Origin of the sequence: uncultured Polaribacter sp. (assembly GCF_947501385.1) — a bacterium.
GTDB lineage: Bacteria > Bacteroidota > Bacteroidia > Flavobacteriales > Flavobacteriaceae > Polaribacter.
Map to the genome: position 1 here is coordinate 99,298 of NZ_CANMVP010000018.1, position 12,959 is coordinate 112,256.

Below are 12,959 nucleotides of genomic sequence, written 5' to 3' on the forward strand. Positions count from 1 at the left end.
TTCCTGCCTTCGCAGGAAACAAAAAAAAAAAAAACAAAAAATGGCAAAAGATATAAAATTTGATATAGAAGCTAGAGATGGTTTAAAACGTGGAGTTGACGCTTTAGCAAACGCAGTAAAAGTAACCTTAGGACCTAAAGGTAGAAATGTAATTATTTCTAAATCTTTCGGCGCACCAACAGTAACCAAAGATGGTGTTTCTGTAGCAAAAGAAATTGAGCTAGAGCATGAGCTAGAAAATATGGGAGCTCAAATGGTAAAAGAAGTTGCTTCTAAAACCAATGATTTAGCAGGTGATGGAACTACAACTGCAACCGTTTTGGCACAAGCAATTGTAAAAGAAGGACTCAAAAATGTTGCTGCGGGTGCAAATCCTATGGATTTAAAACGTGGTATTGATAAAGCAGTAACTGCAATTGTTGCTGATTTAGAAAAACAAGCCAAGCAAGTTGGGAACTCTTCAGAAAAAATAAAACAAGTTGCTGCAATTTCTGCAAATAATGACAATACTATTGGAGATTTAATTGCCACTGCTTTTACCAAAGTGGGTAAAGAAGGAGTAATTACAGTTGAAGAAGCAAAAGGGATGGAAACTTATGTAGATGTTGTGGAAGGTATGCAGTTTGATAGAGGATATTTATCGCCTTACTTTGTAACGGATGCAGATAAAATGATTGCCGATTTAGAAAATCCGTATATTTTATTGTTCGATAAAAAGATTTCTAACTTAAATGAAATCCTTCCAATTTTAGAGCCTGTTGCGCAATCTAGCAGACCTTTATTAATTATTGCTGAAGATGTAGACGGACAAGCATTGGCTACTCTAGTCGTAAACAAATTACGTGGCGGTTTAAAAATTGCTGCTGTAAAAGCGCCAGGTTTTGGAGACAGAAGAAAAGCAATGTTAGAAGACATCGCTATTTTAACTGGTGGAACTGTAATTTCTGAAGAAAGAGGATTTTCTCTTGAAAATGCAACCTTAGATTTATTAGGAACTGCAGAAACAGTAACTATCGATAAAGACAATACAACCATTGTAAATGGTTCTGGTAATGCAGATGCTATTAAAGCAAGAGTAAATCAAATTAAAACACAAATAGACACCACAACTTCAGATTACGATAGAGAGAAACTACAAGAGCGTTTGGCGAAATTGGCTGGTGGTGTTGCCGTTTTATATGTTGGTGCTGCTTCTGAAGTAGAAATGAAAGAAAAGAAAGACAGAGTTGATGATGCTTTACATGCTACAAGAGCTGCCGTTGAAGAAGGTATTGTTGCTGGTGGTGGTGTTGCTTTTGTTCGTGCTAAAAAAGTTTTAGAAAAAATTACTACAGAAAATTTAGACGAAACTACAGGTGTACAAATTATTAACAAAGCTATTGAAGCTCCTTTAAGAATTATCGTTGAAAATGCTGGTGGCGAAGGTTCTGTTGTATTAAATAAAGTTTTAGAAGGTAAAAAAGACTTTGGTTATAACGCAAAAACTGATGAGTATGTAGACATGCTAAAAGCAGGTATTATAGATCCTAAAAAAGTAACACGTGTTGCGTTAGAAAATGCAGCTTCTGTTGCGGGTATGATCTTAACTACAGAATGTGCTTTGGTGGATATTAAAGAAGATGCTCCTGCTGGTGGAATGCCTCCAATGGGTGGTGGAATGCCAGGAATGATGTAGTGGCAAATCGCCACAGATAAGTAGCTCACTCTTGAGTGAAATATATTGTAAATAAAAAATCCGTTAGAAATTAATTTCTAACGGATTTTTCTATAATTAAGGTTTGTCTCCTTGAGCAGAGTCGAAAAGTTTTTGGTTTTTAGACAGTTTTTTCTATTTTTTGCAACCAAGTCTTTACATCAACTGCTGCTTTGATGATGTCTTTCAAATCAGAAATTAAAACTCTCTTTTGTTCCATTGTATCTCTATGACGTATGGTAACAGAATCATCATTTAAAGAATCGTGATCTACCGTAATACAAAATGGTGTTCCTGCGGCATCTTGTCTTCTATAGCGTTTACCAACGGCATCTTTTTCGTCATAAAAAACATTGAAATCCCATTTTAAATCGTCCATAATTTTACGAGCAACTTCTGGCAAACCATCTTTTTTAACTAACGGAAAAATGGCGGCTTTAAAAGGTGCTAAAACTGCTGGTAATTTTAAAACAGTTCTTGTAGTTCCGTTTTCTAAGGCTTCTTCTTGTAAGGAGTTCGAAAAAACGGCTAAAAACATTCTATCTAAACCAATAGAAGTTTCCACTACATAAGGTGTATAACTTTTATTTTCTTCATGATCAAAATACTGTAATTTTTTACCAGAATGTTTTTCATGTGCTTTTAAATCAAAATCGGTTCTTGAATGAATTCCTTCTAATTCTTTAAAACCAAAAGGGAATTTAAACTCAATATCTGCAGCTGCATCTGCATAATGTGCTAATTTATCGTGGTCATGAAAACGATAGTTCTCTGCACCCATTCCTAAAGATAAATGCCATTTTAAACGGGTTTCTTTCCATTCTTTGTACCATTCTTTCTGCGTACCTGGTTTTACAAAGAATTGCATTTCCATTTGTTCAAACTCACGCATTCTAAAAATAAATTGTCTTGCAACAATCTCATTCCTAAAAGCTTTTCCTGTTTGTGCAATTCCAAAAGGAATTTTCATTCTTCCCGTTTTTTGCACGTTTAAGAAATTCACAAAAATACCTTGTGCCGTTTCTGGTCTTAAATACACCTGCGTAGCACTTTCTGCAGAAGCACCAATTTGGGTTCCGAACATTAAATTGAATTGCTTTACCTCTGTCCAGTTTCTAGAACCCGTTAAAGGATCTGCAATTTCTAAATCTTCAATGAGTAATTTTACATCCGCTAAATCTTCATTTTCTAAAGATTTACCCATTCTAGCAAGAATTGTTTTTATTTTTTCTTGATATCCTAAAACTCTTCCATTAGTAGAAAGAAACTCTTCTTTATTAAAAGAAGCTCCAAAACGTTTTGCAGCTTTGGCAACTTCTTTGTCTATTTTACCTTCAATTTTGGCACAATAATCTTCAATTAAAACATCTGCTCTGTAACGTTTTTTAGAGTCTTTATTATCAATTAATGGATCATTAAAGGCATCTACGTGACCAGAAGCTTTCCAAGTGGTTGGATGCATTAAAATAGAAGCATCTATACCTACAATATTTTCGTGCATTTGCACCATTGCTTTCCACCAATAATCTCTAATATTTTTCTTTAACTCAACGCCGTTTTGAGCGTAATCATACACCGCGCTTAAACCATCATAAATTTCTGATGATTGAAATACATAACCGTATTCTTTCGCATGCGATAATACCTTTTTAAATTGATCTTCTTGTTTTGCCATAATGGCGACAAAGATAAACGTTTAGCGAACTTTTTCAAGAAAAAAATAGCTTCATTTTTTAATCAAAAAACGGTTGTTTTTTTAGGAATAATTCTTCCATTTTCCTTAAAATTTTAAAGTTTTTCAATTTTAAGTATCTTTAAAAGGAATTCTGCTAGAAAAAAATGAAACTATTAAAAGATTTCTTTTACCTCTTTTATCCTAAAATTTGTGCGAATTGTAACGAGCAATTACTACAAAATGAACATGTAATTTGTACTTTTTGCAGACATGATTTACCATTGACTAATTTTAAAAGTTATAAAGAGAATACTGTTTCTAAAATATTTTACGGAAGAGTTACTATAAAAAAAGCATATGCACTTTTAGTGTTTCGAAAAGAAAGCATTACAAAAAATCTAATTCACGAATTGAAATATAGAGGAAATGAAGACGTTGGTATTTTCTTTGGAAATTGGCTTGGAGAAATACTTGCTGAAAATAACGAATTCTCTGATGTAGATTTTATAATTCCTGTTCCTATTCACCCTAAAAAAAGAAAAATAAGAGGCTACAATCAGGTAACTAAATTTGGAGAATCCTTAAGCAGTCATTTAAAAATTCCGTTTGTTGAAAATATTTTAATAAGAAAATCATCTACAAAAACACAAACCCTAAAAGCTCGTTTTGAAAGATTTAATGAGCTAGAAACAAAGTTTTTTCTAGAAGATACTGCTTATTTTAAAAACAAACACGTTTTAATTATTGATGACGTAATTACAACCGGTGCAACTTTAGAAGCTTGCAGTCTAGAACTTTTAAAAACTTCTGGAATAAAAATAAGTATTTTAACAATGGCTTTTACTGAGTAAATTTTGTGATTTTAATATGAAAATTAATTGTTAATTTGTACAAAATTTTATTTTTCGTGAAACTTATTTATAAAACGCTATTTTTTATACTTTCTATTCTTTTAATTTCCAATTGTGCTAAAACGGGAAGACCAGAAGGTGGTCCAAAAGATGAAGATGCACCACTATTTGTAACTTCAGAACCACCCTATGAAACTATAAATTTTAAAGAAAACGAAGTAAAACTTTATTTTAATGAGTTTATAAAATTAAAAGACTTAAACAAACAATTAATTGCTTCTCCACCCTTAAAAAGTCCTTTATTAGTAACGCCTCAAGGAACTGCGAGTAAATTTTTAAAAATAGAAATATTAGATACTCTAAAACAAAATACTACTTATATTTTCAATTTTGGAAATGCTATTGAAGATAATAATGAGAGTAACAAATTAGAAGGTTTTAAATACGTTTTCTCAACAGGTACATACATCGATTCTTTAGAAACCTCTGGTGCTGTTGTTGATGCTTTCTCTAAGAAAGACCCTAAAAAAACCAACATTGTTTTATATAGAATAGATAGCGTTTTTACAGACTCTATCATCTATAAGAAAAAACCAAATTATGTAACTACAGCTTTAGATACCACAATATTTAACTTTACAAATTTAAGAAAAGGAAAATATCTTTTAGTGGCATTAGAAGAGAGTTCTAACGATTATATTTTTGACCCGAAGGTTGATAAAATTGGGGTGTATACAGATACTATTTCTTTACCACAAGATAGTATTCTTGCAAAACCTATTAAGTTATATAAAGAAACTCAACCGTATCGTTTTAGAAGAGCAAAAGAAGTTTCTAAGGGAAAAATTCAGTTTGGTTTTGAAGGTCAAGTAAAAGATTTAAATGTAGCATTGTTATCTAAAGTCTCAGACACTTTTAAAAGTATTTCAAAATTTGAAGTAGACAAAGACACTCTAAATTATTGGCACACTCCAATAGCTGTAGATTCTTTAATTTTTTTAGTTTCAAATGACGTTTTTTTAGATACTGTAACTGTTAATTTTAGAAAGAAAAAAATAGATACGTTAACTTTAAAACCTTCTACTAGTGGAACACTACACTTAAGAGATACCTTTTTTATAGAAAGTAACAATCCGATCATCAATATAGATACCAGTAAGATCTCTTTTGTAGATAAAGATACTTTAAAAGTAAATTACACAAATTATATTTCAAAAAAGGAAAATAAAATAGGCTTTTTATTTAAAAAAAATCAGAAAGAAAAATACGTAATAAAAGCATTTCCTGGCACTTTTGAAGATATTTACGGTTATAAAAATGATACTTTAAACTACAACCTGAAGACCATAGAATTAGAAGATTATGGTAGAATTACTTTAAATATTGTAAATACTGAATCTAAGAACCTTATCATAGATTTGTTATCAGGAAAAGACAACGAAGAAATCATAGAAAGAAGGTATTTGAGTGCTTCAGAAACGGTGGTTTTTGATTTATTAGAACCAAAAACATATACAGTTAGAGCAATTATTGATGAAAACAACAATAAAAAATGGGATACGGGAAATTATCTTCTTAAAAAACAACCAGAAAATATTATTTATTATAAAGAAGAGCTAGAGGTTAGAGCCAATTATTTCTTAGAAGGTAATACTTTTACCATTAATAATTTAGAATAAACATTGTACTCTAAAAAAATTTGATATATTTGGTTCTTTACTTTAAGACCCTAACTCTTGAAAACCCCTATAACAATTATTTTTATAATTGTTTTTATTCTAGAATTTAAGGCTCAACACTACACCCATGATATTGGTGGTTTCGTTGGCTCTACTAGTTTACAAAGCGATTATGGAGAGAGAAATCATTTCGGAAGCGACTTAAACAACAAAGACTTGTCTTTTTCAGTTGCGCACTATCTACATTTTTTTAATAGAACATTACGTTGGGATCCAAATAATGTACTGCATAATCACATAATGGTTAAAACTGAATTGCAGTATATAAGTACTACAGAATTAAGACATCATGGTACTTGGGCTAGCAAACAATCTGTTGGAGGTGAAAAGCTAAGGGCCATGAAAGGAAGTTTAAGAATGTTAAATGTAGGAGCTTATCTAGAATATTTTTTAAGACCTTTAGAAGAATTTGTATACCCGCATTCAGATATGTCTTTTAATCCCTTTTTTACCTTCGGAGTTCAATATTCATTTTACAATAATGGTTTAAAATCTGATTTAGGAGACTGGCAACAAGATATTACTCTATTACCTAAAAAATATCAGGAATCCAATAGTTTAGCAATTGGTAAAGGAGAAAGCTTTGCCTTTAGCATGGGCTTAGGAACAAGATATAAATTAACTGAAAAGCTAGATTTAGTAGCACAGTTTAATTATCTATACTTTTTTTCTGATAAACTAGATGGTCTAAAAGCAGAAGCTTTTGAGAATAAAAATAATGAATGGGCTTCGAACATACAGTTTGGCTTAATATATCATCTTAACTTTAGTTCACCACTATTTTATTAGTTTTCTAAGTTGATAAAATAATTGGTACGTGTTTTTGGGTTTTTACGCATATACATTTCTGCAATGTCTAATGTCTGTTTAATCATTTGAATGTCTACAAGTACTTTTTGTTTTACAATTGGTGAGACCTTGTGTTTTGGAAGCTTCTTTTTAAAAGGATTACTCATTATTTTTTACAAATCTTCATATAGGTTGATTGCTTTTGCTTTTGCTCTTTTAATCTGCATTTTTACGGCACTTTCACCAATATTCAAAATACCTTTAATCTCTTTGATACTCATTTCTTCTTGGTATTTCATCAATAAAATCATTTTTTCTGAAGGATCTATTAAAGTTAAAACCTTTGCTAATTTCGCAGATTTTAACTCAAGTAAGTTCGTATCTTCAAACGCTTCAACAGCATCATTTTCTTTAATTTGATCTGTAACAACTGTTACTTTCTCTTTCTTTTTATGACTATTTCTCTGTACATAATTTACACAAAAATTGTACGTAAAAGAATACAACCAGGTAGAAAATTTAGAATGCCCTTTAAATGTTTTTAATTTTACAAATAATCTTACAAAAACATCATGCATTAAATCTTCTGCTTCTTGTTTATTTTTAGAAAAACTGTAGCATTTATTATAAACTACAGTAGAAAATCTGTCATATAAGGTGGCAAATAATGCTGTGTTGTTGGTTCTAACAATTTCAAAAACTAAATCTTCATCGGTAATTTTTACTGCTATTGTATTCACTTTGGTTGTATTTATGACACTAAATAAATGAATAAGTCACACCTAAAAAGTTTAAAAAGTTCAACACGCAAATTTTATCGATGAATGGTAGCAAAGATTCTTTTTCAAAAAAATACAACTCTTTTTGTAACATAAACATCCTTTCTTGCGTATAAGTAATTGTAAGCCTCTCAATAATCCTAAAAAGCTTACAGGTTAGAATACATGAGACAACTTAAAATTACCAAGCAGGTTACCAATAGAGAAACTGCATCGTTAGACAAATATTTACAAGAAATTGGAAAAGTAGATTTAATTACTGCTGATGAAGAAGTAGAATTGGCACAGCTTATTAAAGCTGGAGATCAAAGAGCATTAGAAAAATTAACAAAGGCCAATTTAAGATTCGTGGTTTCCGTTGCAAAACAATACCAAAATCAAGGATTAACATTACCAGATTTAATTAACGAAGGAAACTTAGGGTTAATTAAAGCTGCAAAACGTTTTGACGAAACAAGAGGTTTTAAATTTATATCCTATGCCGTATGGTGGATTCGTCAATCTATCTTACAAGCTTTAGCAGAACAATCTAGAATTGTACGTTTGCCGTTAAATAAAATTGGTTCTATCAATAAAATTAACAAAATGTATGCTTTCTTAGAGCAAGAAAATGAGCGCCCACCAAGTGCTGAGGAAATTGCAAAGAAATTAGACATGACGGTAAATGATGTAAAAGAATCTATGAAGAATTCTGGACGTCACGTATCTATGGATGCACCTTTAATTGAAGGTGAAGATTCTAATTTATACGATGTTTTGAATTCTGGAGAATCTCCAAATCCTGATAGAAAATTATTACATGAATCTTTACGTATTGAGATTAACAGAGCCTTAGAAACTTTGACTCCGCGTGAAGCAGATGTTGTAAAACTATACTTTGGTTTAGGAGAACACCAACCAATGACTTTAGAAGAAATTGGTGAAACCTTCGATTTAACTCGTGAGCGTGTTCGTCAAATTAAAGAAAAAGCAATTAGAAGATTAAAACATACTTCTAGAAGTAAAATTTTAATGACCTATTTAGGCTAATGATCGCAGACCATTTTAAGCATCTCACTCATACTTAAAAATCTTAATTTTTATAAAAATTATAAAACTCTCAAATTAATTTTTGGGAGTTTTTTTTGAAGCTATTTCCCGCTTTCCGCACTCGCTTTTTTATTCTGAAAAAGAATAAAAAGAGCTCAGACAAATGCTTCAATCGGGGCTAAAACTTGTTTTATCAACTTTTCGATTTAATTTAGATAGTATTTGTATTGTCCACAAACGTATCATTCCGTAGGAATCTCTCACTATTTTCCTCACTCTTATGTGAGACGCTTCCAGCGTGACAAATTGCACGCTATTTCATTTTTCAACCATTCTTCTTTTTTTAAAAACTAATTCATTAATAATTCTACTCAATAAAAACTGACGTAGAATCTATACTTACTATGTGGTCGTTTTTTTTAAATTAATTACCTTTGTGAAAACATAATAAAAAATGAGTAATTTAATTGCACCTTCAATTTTAGCCGCCGATTTCGCCAACCTGCAAAGAGACATAGAAATGATAAATAACAGCGAAGCAGATTGGTTTCATATTGATATTATGGACGGTGTTTTTGTGCCCAACATTTCTTTTGGAATGCCCGTTTTAAAAGCAATTGCTAAACATGCTACAAAAATAATTGATGTGCATTTAATGATTGTAAATCCAGATCAGTACATTCAAACATTTGCAGATTTAGGCGCAAATATTTTAACGGTTCATTACGAAGCCTGTCCACATTTACACAGAACAGTACAGGCCATCAAAGCAGCTGGAATGAAAGCTGGTGTTGCTTTAAACCCGCATACACCCATTGCTGTTTTAGAAGATATTATTGCAGATCTAGATTTGGTATGTATTATGAGTGTAAATCCTGGTTTTGGCGGCCAATCTTTTATTGAGAACACCTACAAGAAAACAGCACAATTAAAACATTTAATTGAATTTGCAGAATCAAATTGTCAAATAGAAATTGATGGTGGTGTTACCAACGAAAATGCCAATGAACTCATTGAAGCTGGTGCCAATGTTTTGGTCGCAGGAAGTTATATTTTTAAAAGTAAAAATCCAACAGAAACAATTGCAGATTTAAAAAATAGTATTGGATAAATTGTACGCAGTAGTAGACATAGAAACTACAGGAAACGGGCATAAGGGTCAAAAAATAACCGAAATAGCTATTTTAATTTTTGATGGAAAAGTTGTGATAAATGAGTTTACTTCTTTGGTAAATCCTGAGCAAAACATTCCACCATTTATTACCAATCTTACAGGCATAACAAATGCAATGGTAAGAAACGCACCGAAGTTTTATGAGATTGCAAAAAAAGTGCAAGACATTACTAAAGATACTATTTTTGTAGCGCACAACGTAAACTTCGATTACAATATTATTAGAGACGAATTTAAAAGTTTAGGACATATTTTCAATCGGAAAAAACTCTGTACGGTTCGTTTAACTAGAAAAATAGTTCCAGGTTTACCATCTTACAGTTTGGGTAATATTTGTACGGGTGAAAATATTCCTATTAACGGAAGACACAGAGCAAAAGGAGATGCAGAAGCTACTGTAGAGCTGTTTAGAAGATTAATTAAAAGAGACAATCAATTTATAATTAATGCTTTCTTAAACCCGCGTTCTAGACAAGCTACTTTACCACCATTGTTAGACAAAAAAGCAGTAGACAATTTACCAGAAAAATTCGGAGTTTACTATTTTAAAAATGTTGCGAAAGAAATTATTTATGTTGGCAAAGCGAATAATATAAAGCAACGTGTGATTAGTCATTTTTACGACAGAAAGAAAAAAGAAAGAGAAATGTGTTTAGAAACAGCTCATATTTCTTTTACAGAGACAGGTAGCGAATTATTAGCACTTTTGTTAGAATCATCAGAAATAAAGCATCGATATCCTACCTACAATCGCGCTCAAAAACACCATCGAGAAGCTATTGGTTTGTTTTCTTACGAAGACCAAAAAGGCGTAATTCATCTAGCTTTTAACAAACTAAAATTAACTCCAAACCCAATAACAACCTTTTATTCTTTGCAAGAATGCAGAAATTATTTAGAAATTTTATGTAAAGATTTTACTTTGTGCCCTAAATATTGTCATTTACAAACCAATGTAACTAGCTGTTTTCATCACCAATTGAAAGATTGCAAAGGAGTTTGTTGTAATGAAGAAACTCCAGAAAATTATAATATTAGAGTTTTAGACGCTATAAGTTCTATAGGAACTGGAGCTAAAAATTTAGTACTAAAAGAATCTGGAAGAACTAAAAACGAAATAGGTTTTGCGCTAATTTTAGAAGGAGATTACAAAGGTTTTGGTTATGTAGATCTTTCACAAGATGCAAGTTTAAATAACCCAGAAGATTATCAGTTTTTTGTAGAACCTAAAAAAGACAATAGCGATATTCAGAAAATATTAGCTTCTTATTTAAAGAAAAAAGAAGCCTTAAAAAATTTAGAAAATGAAGAAATTAGCATATAAAATTAACATAGTTGGCGCTGGAATTAGCGGTTTAATTGCTGCTCAAATTCTAGAAAATCACGGATATCATCCAACAATTATTGAAGCTTCTAATACTGTGGGCGGACGTGTAAAATCTGATATTGTTGAAGGCTATACTTTAGACCATGGTTTTCAAGTTTTATTGACTTCCTATCCTGCAGCACAAAAATATTTAAATTATAATGATTTAGAACTTCAAAATTTTTTACCAGGAGCAACCGTTTTTAAAAACGGAAAAGCACAAACAATTGGAGATCCTTTGCGTAATTTCTCTTTATTGTTTCCTACGCTACTTTCTTCGATTGGAACTTTTTCTGATAAAGTGAAAATTTTAAAGTTGAATACACTTTTAAAGAAAAAAAAGATAACCGCAATTTTTAATACTGAAGAAAAAACAACGCTTCAGTATTTAAAAGATTTCGGATTTTCAACTTCTATGATTTTCGATTTCTTTACGCCTTTCTTTAGTGGAATTTTCTTAGAACCAGATTTAGAAACCTCAAGCAGAATGTTTGAGTTTGTTTACAAAATGTTTGGAGATGGTTTGGCAGTAATTCCTAAAAACGGTATGCAAGCAATACCAAATCAATTAAAAAATAATTTAAAGAATACAAAGTTCAAACTCAATTCGCCAGTAAAAGAAATTAAAGATAAAAGTATTCTTTTAGAAGATGGTAGTATTTTAGAAAGCCATATTACAATTATTGCAACTGATGTAAGTTCATTAATTTCAAATTTAAAAAATCAAGAAACAGCCTGGAAAAGTTGTGATACTCTGTATTTCACTTCAACTAAAAGAGAAATAAGCAAGCCCCTAATTGGTTTAATTGCTGATGAAAGTTCTTTGGTAAATAATATTTTTTATCATAGCAGTCTGGAAACCTCTGTAAAAACAACAAAAGAATTATTGTCTGTAACTGTAGTAAAAACGCATCAATTAGAAGAAAAAGAATTGATTGCAAAAGTTATTGAAAATCTTAATACTCAGTGTGGTATTGTTGATATTACTTTCTTAAAGAGATATCAAATTAAAAAAGCATTGCCAGAACTAACCAATCTTCAATATGAGATTTCTAGTACAGAAACAAAACTAAAATCGACCATATTCTTAGCAGGAGATCAATTGTTGAATGGCTCTTTAAACGCAGCTATGATTTCTGGAGAAAGAGCTGCCATGGGCGTAATACAAACCTTAGAAGATGGCTTAATTGTAGATGAATTAACTTCTGAATATAAAGCCTAAAATACTTTTAAAAAACCAAGCAATACTAATTTATAATTGCTCTATTAAGTACTTTAATAAGTCTCTTGTAGTAACAATGCCTACCAATTCTCTATCTTCTACTACTGGTAAAGCATGAAAGTCTTTTTTTGTTAATAATTCTGCTGTTTCTTTAATTGTAGCATAAGGTGGCACCATAATTATATTTTTCACCATCACTTGTTCAATTGTAAACGTGTTATATACAAATGTGTCTACTCCTTTTTCATCATCTGTGCTATCTGCATAACTTATTCTCAGAATATCTGAATAGCTCAACATCCCTATAATTTCTTTATTATTTACAACAGGAATGTGTTTTATTTTTTTTTCTAGAAATAATTTTTCTGCAGTTACTAAGTCGTCTTTTATATTAAGAGTTACTAAATTTGTTGACATTATTGTTGATATTGGTGTTCTTTTTCTCATGATGAATCGTTTTACTTTCTATATCAAATTTCTTAAAAAATCTGAGAAGAAAAGATGACTTTTATCATCTAAAGAAAAAAATATAAAGCAATTTTATAGTTTTTTTAATATTCATAAGAAGAGGTCGTCTAAAAAGTAATTTTTAGGCGATTTTCTTTTTACTCATTTTTCAGTTTATTTTTTTGATTTTCAATA

Annotated in this window: 12 protein-coding genes; 8 read left to right on the forward strand and 4 right to left on the reverse strand. The window is 30.8% G+C overall.

The annotated features are described in order from the left end of the window. Positions 1-40: 40 nt before the first annotated feature. Positions 41-1,675: a chaperonin GroEL gene (groL, locus tag Q0998_RS12775; RefSeq protein WP_299670359.1), complete on the forward strand. Its 1,635-nt coding sequence runs from the start codon at positions 41-43 to the stop codon at positions 1,673-1,675. Positions 1,676-1,814: 139 nt separating this feature from the next. On the opposite strand, the gene Q0998_RS12780 is transcribed toward groL, so the two are convergent. Further along, positions 1,815-3,368, reverse strand: coding sequence for a glycine--tRNA ligase (locus tag Q0998_RS12780; RefSeq protein ID WP_299670360.1), 1,554 nt, complete (start codon positions 3,366-3,368; stop codon positions 1,815-1,817). Positions 3,369-3,532: 164 nt separating this feature from the next. On the opposite strand from Q0998_RS12780, the gene Q0998_RS12785 reads away from it, so the two are divergent. The 3 genes from Q0998_RS12785 to Q0998_RS12795 are packed head-to-tail and all read left to right on the forward strand — an operon-like array spanning position 3,533 to position 6,747. Further along, the gene (locus Q0998_RS12785) at positions 3,533-4,219 is read left to right on the forward strand and encodes a ComF family protein (RefSeq protein WP_299670361.1); all 687 of its coding nucleotides are present in this window, start codon (positions 3,533-3,535) and stop codon (positions 4,217-4,219) included. A gap of 56 nt (positions 4,220-4,275) precedes the next feature. After that, positions 4,276-5,898: an Ig-like domain-containing protein gene (locus Q0998_RS12790; protein ID WP_299670362.1), complete on the forward strand. Its 1,623-nt coding sequence runs from the start codon at positions 4,276-4,278 to the stop codon at positions 5,896-5,898. A 57-nt stretch (positions 5,899-5,955) separates the two neighbouring features. Further along, positions 5,956-6,747 carry a hypothetical protein gene (locus Q0998_RS12795; RefSeq protein WP_299670363.1) on the forward strand — a complete coding sequence of 264 codons (792 nt, stop codon included), beginning with the start codon at positions 5,956-5,958 and terminating at the stop codon, positions 6,745-6,747. Here the strand turns inward: Q0998_RS12795 and Q0998_RS12800 are convergent. Both Q0998_RS12800 and Q0998_RS12805 read right to left on the reverse strand, forming a co-directional pair. Then, a complete protein-coding gene (locus Q0998_RS12800) occupies positions 6,744-6,914 on the reverse strand; it encodes a hypothetical protein (RefSeq protein ID WP_299670364.1) in 171 nt (56 codons plus the stop codon). The genes Q0998_RS12795 and Q0998_RS12800 overlap by 4 nt on opposite strands. 6 nt (positions 6,915-6,920) lie before the next feature. Beyond that, a complete protein-coding gene (locus Q0998_RS12805) occupies positions 6,921-7,487 on the reverse strand; it encodes an RNA polymerase sigma factor (RefSeq protein ID WP_299670365.1) in 567 nt (188 codons plus the stop codon). Positions 7,488-7,691: 204 nt separating this feature from the next. Here Q0998_RS12805 and Q0998_RS12810 point away from each other — a divergent pair, with 204 nt between their 5' ends. The 4 genes from Q0998_RS12810 (at position 7,692) to Q0998_RS12825 (ending at position 12,317) form a co-directional block, all read left to right on the forward strand. Next, the gene (locus Q0998_RS12810) at positions 7,692-8,555 is read left to right on the forward strand and encodes an RNA polymerase sigma factor RpoD/SigA (protein ID WP_036827110.1); all 864 of its coding nucleotides are present in this window, start codon (positions 7,692-7,694) and stop codon (positions 8,553-8,555) included. A gap of 454 nt (positions 8,556-9,009) precedes the next feature. Then, positions 9,010-9,666, forward strand: coding sequence for a ribulose-phosphate 3-epimerase (gene rpe / locus Q0998_RS12815; RefSeq protein ID WP_299670366.1), 657 nt, complete (start codon positions 9,010-9,012; stop codon positions 9,664-9,666). Position 9,667: 1 nt separating this feature from the next. After that, positions 9,668-11,053 carry an exonuclease domain-containing protein gene (locus tag Q0998_RS12820; protein WP_299670374.1) on the forward strand — a complete coding sequence of 462 codons (1,386 nt, stop codon included), beginning with the start codon at positions 9,668-9,670 and terminating at the stop codon, positions 11,051-11,053. Further along, positions 11,034-12,317, forward strand: coding sequence for an FAD-dependent oxidoreductase (locus tag Q0998_RS12825; RefSeq protein WP_299670367.1), 1,284 nt, complete (start codon positions 11,034-11,036; stop codon positions 12,315-12,317). The genes Q0998_RS12820 and Q0998_RS12825 overlap by 20 nt, the downstream gene beginning before the upstream one ends. Before the next feature lie 30 nt (positions 12,318-12,347). On the opposite strand, the gene Q0998_RS12830 is transcribed toward Q0998_RS12825, so the two are convergent. Beyond that, positions 12,348-12,764, reverse strand: a complete 417-nt coding sequence (locus Q0998_RS12830; RefSeq protein ID WP_299670368.1) for a CBS domain-containing protein — start codon at positions 12,762-12,764, stop codon at positions 12,348-12,350. Positions 12,765-12,959 lie beyond the last annotated feature (195 nt).